General features: G+C 63.0%; 17 protein-coding genes. 9 read left to right on the plus strand and 8 right to left on the minus strand.

The annotated features are described in order from the left end of the window. Positions 1-26: 26 nt before the first annotated feature. On the minus strand, positions 27-1,160 hold the full coding sequence (locus FJ941_RS18475) for a site-specific DNA-methyltransferase (RefSeq protein ID WP_140507768.1): 1,134 nt from the start codon (positions 1,158-1,160) through the stop codon (positions 27-29). 176 nt (positions 1,161-1,336) lie between these two features. Between FJ941_RS18475 and FJ941_RS18480 the strand changes: the two genes are divergently transcribed. Beyond that, positions 1,337-2,026: an HAD family phosphatase gene (locus tag FJ941_RS18480; protein ID WP_027142378.1), complete on the plus strand. Its 690-nt coding sequence runs from the start codon at positions 1,337-1,339 to the stop codon at positions 2,024-2,026. A gap of 144 nt (positions 2,027-2,170) precedes the next feature. Here the strand turns inward: FJ941_RS18480 and FJ941_RS18485 are convergent, their stop codons facing one another. After that, positions 2,171-2,632: a cupin domain-containing protein gene (locus FJ941_RS18485; RefSeq protein WP_140507770.1), complete on the minus strand. Its 462-nt coding sequence runs from the start codon at positions 2,630-2,632 to the stop codon at positions 2,171-2,173. A 109-nt stretch (positions 2,633-2,741) separates the two neighbouring features. Between FJ941_RS18485 and FJ941_RS18490 the strand changes: the two genes are divergently transcribed. Continuing rightward, positions 2,742-4,304: a winged helix-turn-helix domain-containing tetratricopeptide repeat protein gene (locus FJ941_RS18490; protein ID WP_140507771.1), complete on the plus strand. Its 1,563-nt coding sequence runs from the start codon at positions 2,742-2,744 to the stop codon at positions 4,302-4,304. Between the two features lie 97 nt (positions 4,305-4,401). Here the strand turns inward: FJ941_RS18490 and FJ941_RS18495 are convergent, their stop codons facing one another. Beyond that, positions 4,402-5,127, minus strand: a complete 726-nt coding sequence (locus FJ941_RS18495) for a hypothetical protein (RefSeq protein ID WP_140507773.1) — start codon at positions 5,125-5,127, stop codon at positions 4,402-4,404. Positions 5,128-5,257: 130 nt separating this feature from the next. Here FJ941_RS18495 and thrC point away from each other — a divergent pair, with 130 nt between their 5' ends. Genes thrC through FJ941_RS18515 form a run of 4 tightly spaced genes read left to right on the plus strand, consistent with a single transcriptional unit; the run spans position 5,258 to position 11,459 of the window. Next, entirely contained in the window at positions 5,258-6,652 is a 1,395-nt protein-coding gene (gene thrC / locus FJ941_RS18500; protein ID WP_140507774.1) for a threonine synthase, read from the plus strand. Positions 6,653-6,666: 14 nt separating this feature from the next. Further along, positions 6,667-7,959 (plus strand): pitrilysin family protein, encoded by a 1,293-nt coding sequence (locus tag FJ941_RS18505; RefSeq protein ID WP_140507776.1) that lies wholly within the window; start codon positions 6,667-6,669, stop codon positions 7,957-7,959. Between the two features lie 12 nt (positions 7,960-7,971). Beyond that, complete coding sequence (locus FJ941_RS18510) at positions 7,972-8,568, plus strand: GNAT family protein (protein WP_027142372.1); 597 nt, start codon at positions 7,972-7,974, stop codon at positions 8,566-8,568. A gap of 2 nt (positions 8,569-8,570) precedes the next feature. After that, entirely contained in the window at positions 8,571-11,459 is a 2,889-nt protein-coding gene (locus tag FJ941_RS18515) for an EAL domain-containing protein (protein ID WP_140507778.1), read from the plus strand. Positions 11,460-11,466: 7 nt separating this feature from the next. Here FJ941_RS18515 and FJ941_RS18520 read toward each other — a convergent pair whose 3' ends face one another. Further along, positions 11,467-12,075: a YqgE/AlgH family protein gene (locus FJ941_RS18520; protein WP_027142370.1), complete on the minus strand. Its 609-nt coding sequence runs from the start codon at positions 12,073-12,075 to the stop codon at positions 11,467-11,469. 173 nt (positions 12,076-12,248) lie between these two features. On the opposite strand from FJ941_RS18520, the gene FJ941_RS18525 reads away from it, so the two are divergent. From FJ941_RS18525 to FJ941_RS18535, 3 genes are all read left to right on the plus strand, one after another. Further along, complete coding sequence (locus FJ941_RS18525; protein WP_140507779.1) at positions 12,249-13,055, plus strand: protein-disulfide reductase DsbD domain-containing protein; 807 nt, start codon at positions 12,249-12,251, stop codon at positions 13,053-13,055. A gap of 185 nt (positions 13,056-13,240) precedes the next feature. Beyond that, the gene (locus tag FJ941_RS18530; protein ID WP_015318782.1) at positions 13,241-13,723 is read left to right on the plus strand and encodes a peroxiredoxin; all 483 of its coding nucleotides are present in this window, start codon (positions 13,241-13,243) and stop codon (positions 13,721-13,723) included. 91 nt (positions 13,724-13,814) lie between these two features. Continuing rightward, on the plus strand, positions 13,815-14,291 hold the full coding sequence (locus tag FJ941_RS18535) for a DUF2938 domain-containing protein (RefSeq protein ID WP_140507781.1): 477 nt from the start codon (positions 13,815-13,817) through the stop codon (positions 14,289-14,291). A gap of 2 nt (positions 14,292-14,293) precedes the next feature. Here the strand turns inward: FJ941_RS18535 and FJ941_RS18540 are convergent, their stop codons facing one another. From FJ941_RS18540 to ispH, 4 genes are read right to left on the minus strand one after another with little or no spacing between them, the layout of a single operon-like run. After that, entirely contained in the window at positions 14,294-14,878 is a 585-nt protein-coding gene (locus tag FJ941_RS18540; protein WP_140507783.1) for a histidine phosphatase family protein, read from the minus strand. Between the two features lie 41 nt (positions 14,879-14,919). Next, complete coding sequence (rnhA, locus tag FJ941_RS18545) at positions 14,920-15,453, minus strand: ribonuclease HI (RefSeq protein ID WP_140507785.1); 534 nt, start codon at positions 15,451-15,453, stop codon at positions 14,920-14,922. After that, positions 15,450-16,412 carry a homoserine kinase gene (locus FJ941_RS18550; protein WP_140507787.1) on the minus strand — a complete coding sequence of 321 codons (963 nt, stop codon included), beginning with the start codon at positions 16,410-16,412 and terminating at the stop codon, positions 15,450-15,452. The genes rnhA and FJ941_RS18550 overlap by 4 nt, the downstream gene beginning before the upstream one ends. 6 nt (positions 16,413-16,418) lie before the next feature. Next, the gene (gene ispH / locus FJ941_RS18555; protein ID WP_140507789.1) at positions 16,419-17,429 is read right to left on the minus strand and encodes a 4-hydroxy-3-methylbut-2-enyl diphosphate reductase; all 1,011 of its coding nucleotides are present in this window, start codon (positions 17,427-17,429) and stop codon (positions 16,419-16,421) included. Positions 17,430-17,467: the final 38 nt, after the last annotated feature.

Below are 17,467 nucleotides of genomic sequence, written 5' to 3' on the forward strand. Positions count from 1 at the left end.
CAAGCGGCAGGGGGTCAGCCCAGGGGTCAGCCCCCTGCCCGTTCCATGCCGAGGCGGGCGATGCGACGCAGTTCGTCGATCGGGGTCAATCCGCCGCTGCGCTCATAATGCCAGAAGGTCCAGCCGTTGCAGGCGTCCAGCCCCTGCACCTCGGCGCCGATCTTGTGGATCGAGCCGGCGCTGTCGCCGATCGCCACCGTGCCATCGGCGCGAACCTTGGCAGCCCAGCGCTTCTTGGCGTCGTAGAGCGTGGCGCCGGGCGTCACCAGCCCAGTGTCGATCAGGCTGACGAAGGCGACGCGCGGCTCGGCGCGTTTGCCGGTAAGCACGGTAAGATCCGCTTCGTCGAATGGCCGCACGGCATCGATGCGCTCATTGGCGGCGTCGATATAGGCCTGCTCGCGCTCGATGCCGACGAAGTGGCGTCCGAGGCGCTTGGCCACGGCACCCGTCGTACCGGAGCCGAAGAACGGGTCGAGCACGACGTCACCCGGCTTGGTCGAGGCCATCATGATACGGGCAAGCAGCGCCTCGGGCTTCTGCGTCGGATGCAGCTTGTCGCCATTATCGTTCTTCAGGCGCTCGCCACCGGTGCAGATCGGGAACAGCCAGTCGGAGCGCATCTGGATATCGTCGTTCGACGCCTTCAGCGCTTCATAGTTGAAGGTATAGCCCTTGCCCTTCTGATCGCGGGAGGCCCAGATCATCGTCTCATGCGCGTTCTGGAAGCGGCGGCCGCGAAAATTCGGCATCGGGTTGGTCTTGCGCCAGACCACGTCATTGAGGATCCAAAAGCCGAGATCCTGCATCTTGGCGCCGACCCGGAAGATGTTGTGGTAGGAGCCGATGACCCAGATCGTGCCGTTGGGCTTCAGCACGCGGCGCGCTGCCAGCAGCCAGGCGCGGGTGAAGGCGTCATAGGCCTCAAAACTCTCGAACTGGTCCCAGTCGTCATCGACCGCGTCGACCTTGGACTGGTCGGGACGGTGCAGATCGCCGTCCAACTGCAGATTGTAGGGCGGATCGGCAAAGATGACGTCGATCGACTTTTCCGGCAGGCGGTCAAGGGCCGCGACGCAATCGCCTTTCAGGATGGTGTCCAGCCATTCGGACTGCTGGGGAGCGTGGGAGAGCTCGTCGAGAAGACGCACGGCTGACATTTTTACACCCAAGGCACGCGTTACTGTTTACTCCCCGTTATGGTTATCGATCAGCGTAAATATTCGGTGAAGGCGCGCGGATGGCCACCAGATTTGCGAAGGTCCGGCCGTTGGTGTATGCCGCGCCGCTTGAGCCCTGAGTGGCCATCCCTCCATCCTCCATCGTTCGGATCACCATGCCCCAGCCAGATCTTGTCATCTTCGATTGCGACGGCGTGCTCGTCGATTCCGAAATCATCGCCGCGCGGGTCGAGGCCGAATTGATCACCTTGGCCGGATATGAAATCTCGGCGGAGGAGATTGCCGAGACCTATGCGGGCCTGACCTTCAAGGACATCCTGATCCGGATCGAGGAGAAGTCCAAAATCCCGTTTCAGGTGTCGCTGATCGATCGCGCCGAGGAACTGGTCGACCGCAAACTGCGCAGCGACGTGCGTGCCATCGAGGGTGTGCGCGAAGCGGTCGCCTCGGTCACGGCGCAGCGCTGCATCTGCTCCAATTCACGTTCGGAGCGGATCGAGTTCATGCTGGAGAAGGTGCATCTGCTGCCATTCTTCGCCGGGCGCATCTTCTCGGCGATGGAGACGCCGACCGGAAAGACCAAGCCGGCTCCGGACGTGTTCCTGCATGCCGCCGAAAAGCTCGCCGCCAACCCGGCGAACACCTTCGTCATCGAGGATTCCGTGCACGGCGTCACCGGAGCCAAGGCCGCCGGCATGCGCGTGATCGGTTTTACGGGCGCCAGCCACAGCTATCCCGGCCATGCCGATGCCCTGACGGAGGCCGGTGCCGAAACGGTGATCCGCCGCTGGGCGGAGTTGAAAAGCGTGATCGCGGCGCTGTCGGAATGGTCGGAAGACGCTTAGGGCGGCTGCCGGAAACTCTGCTCGCGAAGATTTTCCAGCGCATCCGCTTAGCCGGTGTCGTTCGCGAAGCGTGTCCGGCGGCTCGCGGTAGAAAGGTCCGAACTCAGAAAAACCCGGAGTGGCTATCGAAGTTTGGTGACGAGCCTACGCGCGCGTCGTCAGAGTCGAGAGTTGGTCAGTGTCATAGCGATTTCGCAGATCGGCGAGCGCTTTTGGATCCGGCGCCCCCCGCGCCGCGAGGCTGGCGAGCTCTTCGAAATAATGCTCATGGCCAGGCGGAGAAACGGTCATCAGCACGCGAGCCGGTTTCTCGCTGATATTGGTGATGTTGTGCGGCACCCCCGGCGGGATGAACAGAAAGGTTCCAGGCGTCGCGCGGATCGTCTCGTCGCCGAAATGCCATTCACACTCGCCGTCGAGCAGGTAGAAGGTCTCCTCCTGCACCCGGTGCACATGCCGCCCGGTGGCGAACTGCGGCGGGATCGTCCAATCGAACATGCTGGTGTGCCTGGTATTCTCGCCGGTTACGAGGAAAGCCATGGGATGACCACGCAGCATGACGCCCTTCTTCTCATCGGGCCTGCGGATGAAGGCATTGGCGCTCATATGACCCTCCTTTGGCTGGGCGCATGCTTTTAACAAGCATTTGGCCAAGATCGGCCGGTCGCGGCGGAAAGTCATGAATCCGTTCCCAAAAATTTGCTAAAAGACTCTGATGACCGTAAGGGGCGACCTCTACCAGTTCGGCCCGTTCCGCCTCGATCCGGAGGTGGGCATTCTTTTTTGCTGGGGTGAGCCGACCATACTTGGGCAACGCGCCGTCGCGCTGCTGCGCCTGCTGATCCAGAATGCGGGCGTTCCCGTATCCAAGGACGCGCTGATCGAGGCCGGCTGGGGCGGATTGGCGGTTGCCGATAACAATTTGACGGTTCAGATCGCAGCCTTGCGTCGCGTCCTGGCCGACACAGCGAATGTCGAGAGCTGGATCGAAACATTGCCGCGCCGCGGCTATCGCTATGTCGGCCCGGCTGTCACCACGAATGTTCCTGATACTTCGGCCGCCGTCCGTGCCGCGTCGGCACCGACTTTGCCTGAAAAGCCTTCCATCGCGGTCCTGCCGTTCTCCAACTTGACCGGCGATCCGCAGCAGGAATACTTTGCCGATGGAATGGTGGACGACATCATCACAGGCCTGGCGCGCATCAAGTGGTTGTTCGTCATCGCCCGAAATTCGACCTTCACCTACAAGGGTCGCGTCGTGGACGTGAAGCAGGTCGGTCGCGAGCTTGGCGTTCGCTATGTCCTCGAAGGCAGTGTGCGCAAGGCCGGCGGTAATGTGCGCGTTACCGGGCAGATGATCGATGCATCGACCGGTGCGCATGTATGGGCCGAGCGCTACGACCGCAGCTCCGAAGACATCTTTGCGCTTCAAGACGAGATCGCGCTGTCGGCGGTGGGCGCAATTGCGCCCAGCGTGCGGAAAGCCGAAATCGAACGTGTCAGGCGGAAGCGGCCTGACAGTCTCGATGCCTACGATCTCGTGCTGCAAGCCCAGCCCGACGTCGATTCAGGCATGCCGAGGCAAGTGACCAGAGCGCTGCTGCTTCTTGACCGCGCTATCGCGCTCGAACCGACTTATGCGCTGGCACATGGCAATGCCTCGATGTGCCACCATTGCCTGTTTCTTCGCGCCGGGCTGCAGGAGATCCACCGTGCGTCTTCGATCCGGCACGCCCGGTCTGCCATTGTCCATGGCCAGGACGATGCGCTCGCGCTGACCTGGGCCGGCTTTTCCATCGGAATGGATGCGCACGATCGCGCCGCTGCATTCGCCGCATTGGAAGCCGCCCTCGCCATCAGCCCGTCATCGGCGCTGACCTACATTCTTGGCAGCGTCATCCTCGGATGGAGCGGCGAAGCTGAGCGCGCGATAGAATGGAGCGAGCAGGGTATGCGGCTTAGTCCGTTCGATTCGTGGACTTGGGCGGCATTTGACGCTCAAGCAATGAGCCATTTGCTGCGCGGTCGTTACGAAGAAGCTTGCCGTGCGGCCTACAAGTCCGTTCAAGCCAACCCGGCGCACAGTATCACTTATGTGCAACTGGCCGCCGCGCTGGCCAACCTGGACCGGTTGGATGAAGCGAAGGTGGCCGCCACTCGCGTGCTCGAGCTTCAGCCTGGCTTTCGCTACAGCCGCCAGTTCGCAGGCGTGAACTGCGCGCCGGCACTCGCGGAGGCTCTCGGAAGCGCACTACGGCGCGCAGGACTGCCCGAGTAACTCGACGGACTGCGTGGGGTTGGCCAGCGACGCGGCCGTTGTCCCCTGCATGTGACGATGCGCCTCGGCAAACTTGCCGCGAGCGCCTGGGCTTCGTTCAGTTCGTTGCCGTGGCTTTCTTCCTCTTGCGCTTCGGCTTGTCGGTCGTTGCCTTGGGCGCGGTTTCATCATAACCGGCATAAGCCTGATAGTCCGCGGCCGTCGGCGCCGGTACGACGACATTGGAATCGGTGAAGACAAACTGGGTGGCGACCGAGGGATCGGTCACCTGAACCTGATACTGGTGGATCTGCGAATAAAGTACGTCGGTGCCATGCATGACCGCCGTGCGGATCGGCATGGTGATGGTGCCCGGCGTGAACTTCGGTCCGGGTACGATCTTGCCGGCGACCGCGATTTTCATCGTCAGTTGCCCGTCGGCACGGCTGCAATCGCGGGTCACGTCGCTGATCGACGCCTGATAAATGATCCTCGCCGAATCGTCGGGCGGCGTAGCAGCAGCGGCATCGGCCGCGGCCTGGGCCGCGGCATCCGCAGCCGCGTCGCCGGTCTTCTTGAGCTTCGGCTTGAGCTTCTGGACCTCGTTGACATAGGTATTGAAGAACGCCGTGCCATCGCGCACCGTCACCCTCGGGCAATAGGCGTTCAGCTGGCTGGCCAGCACCTTGGGATCCTGTGGCGGCGGAGGCGCCGTCGGGTCCTTCTTGCCGAAACCGAGGTTCAGGATGCCATTGTCGCCTGATTGGCAGCCGGCGGCGGCAAGCATAAAGCCCGTGAGCGCAAGACCCGCCAAAAAGCGACTACTTGATATACGAAACGCCATGAAACTGCACTTCCCTCTCGCAAATATGGTGACGTATATCAACCGCGCGGCAAAAATGCGACTAGAGCCGGTGCAGAAATTAACCACCTTGTGGTGAACGGAAAAACCAGGCGGCAAACGGATCTGTGACATGCATTATGTGAGTACCCGCGGGGAAGCGCCCGCGCTTGGATTTTCCGACGCCATCCTGGCTGGGCTGGCGCGCGATGGCGGGCTCTATGTGCCGCGCGAATGGCCGCGCTTCTCGGCAGCCGACATCCGCGCCATGCGCGGCCTTGCCTATCCCGACCTCGCCATCCGCGTGTTGACGCCATTTCTGGGCGGCGAGATCGCCGCGCCGGTCTTCGAGCGCCTCGTCCGCGAAGCCTATGCCACCTTCCGCCATGAGGCTGTCTGCCCATTGGTGCAGACCGGCGCCAACACTTTTGTCCTCGAACTCTTTCATGGGCCGACACTGGCGTTCAAGGACGTGGCGATGCAGTTGCTTGCCCGGTTGATGGACCATGTGCTTGCCGAACGCGGCCAGCATGCGACCATCGTCGGCGCCACGTCGGGCGATACCGGCGGCGCGGCCATCGATGCCTTTGCCGGGCGCAGCCGCACCGACATCTTCATCCTTTTTCCGCATGGCCGCGTCTCGCCGGTGCAGCAGCGGCAGATGACAACGTCGACGGCTGAAAATGTCCATGCGCTGGCGATCGAGGGCAATTTCGACGATTGTCAGGGCCTGCTGAAGGATATGTTCAACGATCACGGCTTCCGCGACCGGGTGTCGCTGTCGGGGGTCAATTCGATCAACTGGGCGCGCATCATGGCCCAGATCGTCTATTATTTCTCCTCGGCGCTGTCGCTCGGCGCGCCGGACAGGCCGGTGTCGTTCACGGTGCCGACCGGCAATTTCGGCGATATCTTCGCCGGCTACGCCGCCAAGAAGATGGGCCTGCCGATCGAACGGCTGGTCATCGCCACCAACGACAACGACATATTGGCACGCACCTTCGCGACCGGCGAATACCGGACCAAGGGGGTCTTTGCGACCACCTCGCCGTCGATGGACATCCAGGTTTCGTCGAATTTCGAACGCCTGCTGTTCGAGGCGTCGAACCGCGACGCGGTGACCGTTCGACGCTACATGGCAGGCCTCAAACAGTCGGGCGCCTTCACCATCGAAGCCGCGGAAATCGCTGGGATGCGGTCCGAATTCGATGCCGGCCGCGCTGACATGGACGAGGTCGCCGCCACCATTCGCTCGACGCTGGCAAACAGCAACTACCTGCTCGATCCGCATACGGCGGCAGCCATGCACGTGGCGGCGGACAAGGCTGGCGCGGTGCCGATGGTGGTGCTGGGCACCGCCCATCCGGCGAAATTCCCGGCCGCCGTCGAGGCCGCCAGCGGCGTCTCGCCCGCCCTGCCCGCATGGCTAGGGGGATTGATGACATTTGAGGAAAAATACACGGTACTTCCATCCGACCTCAAAATGGTGGAAGATTACGTCAGCCGCCGCGCGCGGGCGGCGCGTTAAGGAGTACGAGCCATATGGGTGTTGAGGTAAGCCGTCTGTCGAACGGCCTGACAGTCGCCACCGAAACCCTTCCAAGTATCGAATCGGTTGCCTTGGGTGCCTGGGTCAAGTCGGGCGCCCGCAATGAACGCGAAGAAGAGCATGGCATGGCCCATCTGCTCGAGCACATGGCGTTCAAGGGGACGAAGCGGCGGAGCGCCTTCGAGATCGCCTCGGAAATCGAGGACGTGGGCGGCGAGATCAATGCCGCCACCAGCGTCGAGACCACATCCTACTATGCCAGGGTGCTCTCCGACGATGTGCCGCTGGCCGTCGACATCCTGTCCGACATCCTGCAGGAGTCCGAATTCGACCCGCAGGAACTCGAGCGCGAGCAGCATGTCATCCTGCAGGAGATCGGCGCCGCGCACGACACGCCAGATGACATCGTCTTTGACCGTTTCACCGAGACGGCCTTCCGCCACCAGACCATTGGCCGCTCGATCCTGGGCACGCCCGAAACCGTAAAATCCTTCACTTCCAAGCAGTTGCACGATTTCATCGAACGCCAATATGGCGCCGAGCGGATGGTGATCGTGGCCGCGGGCGACATCAAGCACGACAAGTTCGTGCGCGAGGTCGAAAACCGGCTCGGCGGTTTCCGCAGCAAAGCCGACAGCACCATTCCGCAATACGCGCAATATGTGGGCGGGGATTTCCGCGAGGACCGCGACCTGATGGACGCGCAGATCGTGCTGGGCTTCGAGGGCCGCGCCTACCATGTGCGCGATTTCTACGCATCGCAGGTATTGTCGATGATTCTCGGCGGCGGCATGTCATCGCGTCTGTTCCAGGAAGTTCGCGAGAAACGCGGTCTCTGCTACTCGGTCTATGCCTTTCACTGGGGCTTTTCCGACACGGGCATATTCGGCGTCCATGCCGCCACGGGGCAAAGCGACATCGCCAAACTGGTGCCCGTCATCGTCGACGAGTTGCAGAAGGTCGGCGACAGCATCCTGCAGGAAGAGCTCGACCGTGCACGCGCGCAGTATCGCGCCGGGCTGATCATGTCCGCCGAAAGCCCGGCCAGCCGCGCCTCGCAGATCGCGCGGCAACTGCTCCTTTTCGGCAGGCCGATCGCAAAGGAAGAGCTGATGGAGCGGCTAGCGGCGCTGACGGTCGAGCGCCTGACCGATCTGTCGTCGCGGATGTTCTCGACCAAGCCGACGCTTACCGCTGTCGGGCCCGTGGGTACGCTGGCGCCATACGAGGCGATCCTTGATTCGCTTCCGGGCACGCAGACCACGGCCCGCAGGCTCGCGGTCTAAGTCCCCAGCGCCGTGTTCGCGCTCCCTTTCTTTCGCCGTGACCTGCCGGCACTGAAGGGCAACCTGGTCACGCTGCGCGTGCCGTTCACCAACGACTACCGCGAGTGGTCGACGGTGCGCGGCGAAAGCCGGGCGTTCCTGGAGCCATGGGAACCGCGCTGGACCCCGGACGAACTCGATCGCACGGCATGGCGCCTGCGCATCAGCCGCTATCGCGAGGACTATGCGCAGGGAACCGCGATCGCTTTCTTCATCTTCGAGAAGTCGAGCGGCAAGCTCGCGGGCGGCATCACGCTCGGCAACATACGCCACGGCGTCTCGCAAAGTGGCCATGTCGGCTACTGGATCGGCGAGCGGTTCGGCGGCCGCGGCCTGATGACCGATGCGGTCAAGGTGGTGGCCCGCTTCGCCTTCGATACGCTGAGGTTGCACCGGATCGAAGCCGCCTGTATTCCCGACAATATCAGGTCGATCCGCGTGCTTGAAAAAGCCGGATTCCGGCGCGAAGGACTTCTGCGATCCTATCTCAGGATCAACGGCCTCTGGCAGGACCACTACCTCTACGCCCGGATCGCCGACGATCCGCCGGGCGCTGGAACGAAGGACTGATTTTGACGAATTTCCTGCGAAACGGGCCGCTGATCGCCGTTCTGCTGGCGACGATGCTGACGCTGTGCGCCGCTTCATCGGCCTTTGCCGTCGAACCCATCAAGATTGCGCGCGACGATGTCGCGCTCGACCTTTCGCGCGCTGTCGAGATCTACCGCAACCAGGGTGAGAACTTCCAGGTGTCGACCGCGCCCGGGCCGGACGGCATCGTGCGGCGCATCGAGGTCGAGGCCAACGATGCCCGCTCGACCGGTGACTGGGCGGTTTTCGCGCTCGCCAACACCACCGACCAGCAGCTCGATAGGCTGATTGTCGCGCCGCATTTCCGGCTGGTCAATTCCGGCATCTTCTGGCCGGATCTGGGCTCGACGCGCATCGCGGCCATCACGCCCAGCGAAGGCTTCGCGCTCGACCGCCAGACCAGCCCCGACGCCGACGTGTTCCGGGTGACGCTGAACCCCGGCACGGTGATCACCTTCATCGCCGAGCTTGCCTCGCCGAAGCTGCCGCAGGTCTACCTCTGGGATCCGGAATCCTACAAGGACTCGGTCAATTCCTACACGCTGTTTCGTGGCATCGTCATCGGCATCGCAGGCCTTCTGGCGCTGTTCCTGACCATATTGTTCGTCGTCAAGGGCACGTCGATGTTCCCGGCGACGGCGGCCCTTGCGTGGGCGGTGCTTGCCTATATCTGCGTCGATTTCGGCTTCCTCAACAAGGTCATCGAGATTTCGCCCGGCAACGAGCAAATGTGGCGGGCCGGAACGGAGGTGGCGCTGGCGGCGACCTTCGTGGTCTTCCTGTTCGCTTATCTCAACCTCAACCGATGGCATGGCCATTTCAGCTATGGCGCCCTGGTCTGGATTCTGGGCCTGCTGCTGATCGCCGGCGTCGCCATCGTCGATCCGGCGGTTGCCGCCGGCATCGCCCGCATCTCGTTTGCCGCCACGGCGCTGACCGGGCTCGGCCTGATCATCTTCCTCGGTATTCGTGGTTATGACCGAGCGATCATGCTGGTGCCCAGTTGGGTCATGGTGCTGTTATGGCTATGCGGATCGTGGATGGCGATCACCGGCATGCTCGACAACGACATCGCCCAGCCGGCGCTCGGCGGTGGGCTGATCCTGATCATCCTGCTGATCGGCTTCACCGTCATGCAGCACGCCTTTGCAGGCGGTGCGCTGCATCAGGGGCTGTTCTCCGATCTCGAGCGACAGGCGCTGGCCGTCGCCGGGTCGGGCGATACGGTGTGGGACTGGGACGTGCTGCGCGACCGCGTGGTGACCAAACCCGATGTCAGCATCCAGCTCGGCCTTGCCCCCAACAGCCTGGGCGGTGCCGCGCGCAACTGGCTGCCGGTGCTGCATGCCGATGACCGCGACACGTTCCGCACGACGCTCGACGTCGTTCTGGAGCATCGCCGCGGCAAGGTGGCGCAGAATTTCCGCCTGCGCGGCGCCGACGGGCACTATCACTGGTTTGCCCTGCGCGCGCGCCCGGTGATCGGGTCGGACGGCGAGGTGATCCGCTGCGTCGGCACCATGGTCGACGTAACCGAACAAAAGAAATCCGAGGAGCGGCTGCTGCACGACGCCGTGCACGACAATCTGACCGGCCTGCCGAACCGCGAATTGTTCATGAACCGGCTGGAGGCGATCATCTCGATCGCCCGCACCGAAGAGAAGGTGCGGCCGACCGTCTTCGTGATCGACATCGACCGCTTCAAGCAGGTCAATGATGGGCTCGGCATCTCGGCCGGCGACACCATCCTGCTCACCATAGCGCGGCGCCTGCACCGGCTGTTGAAGCCGAAGGATTCGCTGTCGCGCTTCGCCGGCGACCAGTTCGCGCTGATGCTGCTGTCCGAGCAGGATCCCGCCCGCATCGCCGGCGTGGCCGATGCGATCAAGCATGCGATCAACAATCCGATCACCTTTGCCAAGCGCGAGATCGTGCTGACCGCCTCGATCGGCCTGATCACCTGGACCTCGGCGCAGACCTCGGCCGAGGACATGGTCAAGGATGCGGAGCTCGCCATGCATCAGGCCAAGCGTTTCGGCGGCGACAGGATCGAGCCGTTCCGGCCGGCTTTCCGCACAGTCGGCACCGACCGTCTGCAGTTCGAATCCGACCTGCGTCGCGCCATCGAACGGCGCGAATTCACGCTGGCCTATCAGCCGATCGTGCGCCTGGAAGACGGCAGCGTCGCCGGCTTCGAAGCGTTGCTGCGCTGGGACCATCCACGCCGCGGCATGATCCCGCCGGCCGATTTCATCCCGGTCGCCGAAAGCTGCGGGCTGATCGTGCAGCTTGGGCTGTTTGCCATGCAGCAGGCAGCCGAGGATCTCGCAGGATGGCAAAAGCAGATCGGCGACGCGCCGCTGTCGGTCTCGGTCAACCTGTCCAGCCGCCAGCTCATCCGCCGCGACCTCGTCAGCGATGTGCGTTCCGTGATCGCGCGCGCCAATTTGAAGCCGCGCTGCTTCCGGCTCGAACTCACCGAATCCCTGGTCATGGACAATCCCGAGCAGACGGCCCACGTACTGACCAAGCTGAAGCAGCTCGGCATCGGCCTGTCGCTGGACGATTTCGGCACCGGCTATTCATCACTCGCCTATCTGACGCGGTTCCCGTTCGACACCATCAAGATCGACAAGAGCTTCGTCGACGACAGCACGCCAAAACGCGCGGTGCTGCTCAAATCCATGGTCAACATGGCGCATGAGCTCGGCCTGTCGGTGGTCGCCGAAGGCATATCAGACGAGCGCGATGCGTTGGAGCTGCGTCAGATGGGCTGCGAATATGTGCAGAGCTTCATGTTCGGCGCGCCGATGCCGGGCGACCAGGTGCTGAAGACACTGAAGGAGCAGTATCCGCTGACCCAGGCCTGAGAGAATCTCAGGCGTGTCCGGCGGCCAGGCTGAGATGGGCGAGATCGATGCCGATCGACGCGAGTATGCGATCGTATTTGCGCTCGATATCGGCGTCGAACAGCAATTCCGGCGTCGCCGGGCAGGTCAACCAGCCATTCTCGGCGATCTCGGTTTCCAGTTGGCCGGCGCCCCAACCCGAATAGCCGAGCGCCATCAGCGCGCGGCGCGGCCCTCGCCCTGACGATATCGCCCGCAATATGTCGACGGTCGCGGTCAGGCAGATGTCGTCGGAAACGGTGAGCGAGGAGTCCACGCGGTAGTCGCCCGAATGCAGGACGAAGCCCCGGCTGCGGTCGACAGGCCCGCCATTGCGCACGACGAAATCGCGCGCCTGCGCCGGAAGGCGAATCGCCTCCAGCTCGTTCATGATGCCGAGCTGCACCAAAAGGTCCGGAAACAGCATCTGCTGCGTCTGGTTGATGATCAGGCCCATCGCGCCTTCATCGCTGTGGGCGCAGATGTAGATGACCGAGCGCGTGAAACGGTCGTCCTTCATGCCGGGCATGGCAATCAGGAACTGATCGTCGAGAAAGCCGCGTCCGGCGGCTGTCTTCTTGTGGCGCAACAAATCCATGCCAGGGAGCGTAACGCGTTTCCCGGGCGCCGAAAAGATGCGCAGTACCGGATTCGACCAAAGCCCACATTGCGGGGCCGGCCTTGGCTTGTCCGCGCAGGTCACGCAAATATGATATCGGCAAGGGCCATGAAATCATTGCGTGGCCACGAAGGGACGCTCAAATCATCGCCATGCAAAGCTTGAAAATCCTGTTGCTCGGCACTGCCATCGGATTGGCGGTCGCCCTCCCCGCCACCGCCTCCTCATCAGCCTGGTACAACAGCGAGGGCGGCAAGGTGCGGCTGGTGACCAGCGGCAAGCCGGACGACGCCGGCCGCATCCAGGGTGTTCTCGATATCGCGCTCAAACCCGGCTGGAAGACTTACTGGCGCGACCCGGGTGACGCAGGTGTGCCGCCACAGCTGGACATTTCGGCCAGCACCAATATCGCCGATGCGACACTGTCGTTTCCCGCACCGCAGCGCCACGACGATGGTTATGGCAAATGGGCCGGCTACAACTATCCGGTTTCGCTGCCGGTGACGTTCACGCTGGCGACGCCGGACCAGCCGGCCGTCATCGATGCCGACATTTTTCTCGGCATTTGTGAAACCATCTGCATCCCGGTGCAGACACGGCTGAGCGTCGACCCAGCTTCCGATCCCGACAATGCCGACGACGCGGCATTGGTAAAGGCGAGTTTCACGGCATTGCCGGCACCTGCAAAACCCGATTTTGGCGTCAAGGTGCTGCCGGGCGATCACGAAACGCTGGTTGTCGAGGCGAGCTTCCCTGGCGATCCGCAGGCAGCGGATTTCTTCGTCGCCGGCGAGCGCGATTATATGTTCGGCACCTCCTCCCGCGCGGAAAAAGACGGCAAGTTGATCTTCACCGTGCCGATCCTCGATCGCCCCTCGACGACGCCGACGGACGGCGGGCTCCACTACACGCTGACGAGTTCGGCGGGCGCGGTCGAAGGGCTGCTGCCTTTCCCTTAAAGCGCGTCGTATTGAAACGAATCCGTACGATGCGCTCCAAGGTCATCTTCTTGTACATGTCGTCAGCCCAAGACCGCTGCGCACTTTGGGCGACATGTACTGAAGCTACTGCCGCGATGGTTGCAGGAAGCCACCGAGTTCGCTAGGCAAGCACGCGTCCTTCCCATTCCCCAAGCGAGGAACTCATGACCATCTCCGTTGGCGACAAGCTGCCCGAGGCGACCTTCAAGACCATGACAGCCGACGGCGCGAAGCCGATCACGTCGGCCGAGATTTTTCCGGGCAAGAAAGTGGTGCTGTTCGGCGTTCCCGGCGCCTTCACGCCGACCTGCAGCAATAACCATCTGCCCGGCTATCTCGAGAACCATGATGCGATCCTGGCGCGCGGCGTCGACACTATCGCAGTCGTTTCAGTCAACGACGTCCACGTCATGGGCGCCTGGGCGCGCTTCACCGGCGGCGAAGGCAAGATCCTGTTCCTCGCCGACGGCAATGGCGATTTCGCCAAGGCGGTCGGTCTTGACGCGGACTACTCCGGTGGCGGCATGGGCCTGCGCTCGAAGCGTTTTTCGATGATTATCGACGACGGCAAGGTCACCGCGCTCAATGTCGAGACCAAACCCGGTGTCGATGAGTCAGGCGCGGCTCATATTCTCGGCCAGCTCTGAGCTTCGACGGCCGGTCAGGCGAGGCCGCAACGGCTGGCCTCGCCCGACATGCGGCTGCGCTCCAGAACTGCCGATTTTCGGGGGATCAACGATGTTTGATATCTTCTGGCGCGCTATCGCGATCGGCGTCGGCGCCACCGTTCTGATGGACGTCTGGGCCTTTTTCCTGCACAAGGCGTTTGGCCAGCCACGGCCGAACTGGGGGCCGGTCGGGCGCTGGGTCTGGCACCTCGGCGACAAGGTGTTTCATGACGATATCGGTGATGCGGCGCCCTACGTCCATGAGAAGGCGCTGGGCTGGGCTTTCCATTACTTCGTCGGCATCGTCTACGGCATTATCCTGGTGGTGCTGGCGGGCGCAGGCTGGCTGGCCTCCCCGACCTTCCTGCCGGCCTTCATCCTCGGCATCGTCACCGTCGGCGCCGGGTGGTTCCTGCTGGCGCCAGGCATGGGCGCCGGCTGGGCGGCTTCAAAGCGGCCGAACCCGATGCAGATCCGCGCCCTCAATCTGGTCTCGCACACGGTGTTCGCGCTCGGCCTTTGGGTTACGGCGCTGCTGATCCGTTAAAATCAGGGCTGTTCCAGCCTGTCGATCGGCTGCCATCCATGGATAACGTGGCGCGCACCGATATTGTAAGCAAAATAATTGCCGCCGCCCGCCGGCTGATCCGCTTCGCGGCTGATCTGGCTGCCACTCAGCGACAACAGCAGGAGTGTTCCCACGCCTCCATGGCCCACAAAAGCAATGTTGCCGGCGCCGCCGGCATCGAGCACGGCCTCGACCTCGCTCACGATGCGCTGCTGCGCGTCGATGGCCCGCTCCCAGCCACGGATGCTTTCGTGCGGATTGGCGAAGAACTGATCGGCGACCGCCTCGAACTCCGGAGGCGGCAGGAAACCCGTCGCCGACCGGTCGTTCTCATGCATCCGCTGCCTCACCTCTACGGCAAGATTTAGATGCCGCCCGAGCACTTCGGCGGTTTCGATGGCCTTGCGTTCGGCCGACGACACCACATGTCCGATCGATGCGATCCACGGCTGGTTCAGCATTGCGTGCGCCCTGGCCCGGCCGATGTCGGACAGGCCCCAATCCGGTACCGGAATAGTGGCGTCGATCTGAACCTGAGGATGGGTGATGTAGTAGGCGATCGGCATGACAGAAATTCTCCGGCCGGTCAGCCGCCGCGAACAGAAGCTCAATAGCTCTGGGTCGAACGACGTGCTTTCGTGACCAGCGGCTGCTTTGCCTGGGTATCGGGCTTCGGTGCCGACACCGCCGGCCTGAAAGGTCCCTTCTTGAACGGCGCCATGCCTTCCCTTGCCAGTTCGTCGGCACGCTCGTTCTCGGTATGGCCGGCATGGCCCTTCACCCAGTTCCAGGTGACCTTGTGGCGCCGGTTGGCCTCGTCCAGCGCCTGCCAGAGCTCGCCGTTCTTGACCGGCTTCTTGTCGGCGGTCTTCCAGCCATTCCTCTTCCAGCCATGGATCCATTTGGAAATGCCGTCCATGACGTATTTGCTGTCGGTATGAAGCTCGACCGTGCAAGGCTCCTTCAAGGCGTTCAGCGCTGAAATGGCCGCCAGCAATTCCATGCGGTTGTTGGTGGTCTCGGCCTCGCCGCCGAAAAGCTCCTTGGTGGTGCCGTTGAAGCGCAGGATGGCGCCCCAGCCGCCGGGGCCGGGATTGCCTGAACAGGCGCCATCGGTAAAGATTTCAACCTGCTTGCTCATGCCAATCCATATTCCGAAGGAGACCTGATCGCCCGATGGAACCGCATTCTTCTGATGTATTCGGTCGGATCGCGTTTCATCACCAGGCCGCCATCGGGGACGGTCAGCCAATCGTAAAGCCGGGTCAGCATGAAGCGTAGCGCCGAGCCGCGCGCCAGCATCGGCAGCGCCGCCTTCTCCTCCGCGCTCAGGGGGCGCACGCTCTGATAACCGGCAAGCAATGCCTTGCCCTTGGTGAGATTGAAGGAAAAATCCTTCTCGAAGCACCAGGCATTGAGGCAGGTGGCGACATCGTAGGCGTAGAGATCGTCACAGGCGAAATAGAAATCGATCAGCCCCGATAACTTCTCGCCCAGGAAAAAGACATTGTCCGGGAAAAGATCGGCATGGATGATGCCCTCGGGAAGGCCCTTGGGCCAGTTCTGCTCGAAATCGGCGAAGTCGGCATCGACCTCGGCCGCAAGGCCCGGCTCGACCTCGTCGGCGCGCTCGCGAGACGCATCCCAAAGCTTGCGCCAGCCATCGAGAGCGAGCGCGTTCGGGCGCCTCATGGAAAAATCGGCGCCAGCCAGATGCAGCGCGGCCAGCGCCTTGCCAACCTCGGCGCAATGCGTCGCGGCCGGTCGCCGCAGCGAAAGCCCTTCGAGAAAGGTGATGATGACCGCCGGCCGGCCGGCCAGCGTGCCGATGACGCTGCCGTCATGCGCGGTCACCGGCAGCGGGCAGGACACCCCTTTGTTTGCGAGGTGCCCCATCAACCCGAGGAAGAACGGCAGATCCTTCTTCTCGACCCGCTTTTCATAGAGCGTCAGGATGTAGGAGCCGCTGGAGGTGTGCAGCAGGAAGTTCGAATTCTCGGTGCCCTCGGCGATGCCCTTGTAGGACAGGAGATCGCCGACCGGGTAGTGCTTCAGGAAAGCGCCGAGTTCGCCCTCCGCAACGTCTGTATAGACCGCCATGGCCGTTCACGCGGCCCCGTTGACGAAAGCCATGTCGGCCGGCGTCAGTTCGACATCGCGCAATACCCGCATGACCGGAAAATCCTCTGTTTCGGTGGCCGTGATGGCCAGGTCGATGGTCACATCGAAACGCTGGCGGAACGCGTCGATGATCTCGTCGACGATGATCTCCGGCGCCGATGCCCCGGCCGACAGGCCAAGCGTCGAAATGCCGCCGATCTCATTCCACGGAATTTCAGCGGCGCGCTGCACGAGAAGCGACATGGCGGCGCCGGCGCGTTCCGCAACTTCGACGAGGCGGCGCGAATTCGAGGAATTGGGAGCGCCGACGATCAGATAGAGGTCAGCACCCGGGGCGGTGTCCTTGACCGCCTCCTGGCGGTTGGTGGTGGCGTAGCAGATCGATTCCGCCGCCGGCGCCTGAAGGTCCGGAAAGCGCTCCTGCAGTGCGCGGATGATGCCGGCGGTATCCTCGACCGAGAGCGTGGTCTGGGTGACGAAACCGAGTGCCTTGGGATCGGCCGGCACAAGCCGGGCGGCATCGGCTTCGGTCTCGATCAGCGTTACCGCGCCTTCCGGCAACTGCCCCATGGTGCCGATCACCTCGGGGTGCCCGGCATGGCCGATCAGCAGAACGTGGCGGCCAAGCCGCTGGTGACGCATCGCCTGTTTGTGGACCTTGGAGACCAGCGGACAGGTTGCGTCGAGATAGAACAGGTTGCGCGCCTGCGCGTCCGCCGGCACCGACTTGGGCACGCCGTGCGCCGAAAAGACGACCGGCGACTGCCGGTGTTCGGCCGGAATTTCGGAAAGTTCCTCGATGAAGACGGCGCCGAGGCTTTGCAGCCCCTCGACAACATAGCGGTTGTGCACGATCTCGTGGCGGACATAGACCGGCGCGCCATATTTCTTCAGTGCCAGCACGACAATCTGGATGGCACGGTCGACGCCCGCGCAAAAACCGCGCGGCTGGCAGAGCCGGATCGTCAGAGGAGGCTTGGCGATTGTGTGAAGCATTAAATCCTGCCGGTTCGTCAGCGCCGAAATGAGGTGCC

It is taken from the genome of Mesorhizobium sp. B2-3-13, from assembly GCF_006442195.1.
Taxonomy (GTDB): domain Bacteria; phylum Pseudomonadota; class Alphaproteobacteria; order Rhizobiales; family Rhizobiaceae; genus Mesorhizobium; species Mesorhizobium salmacidum.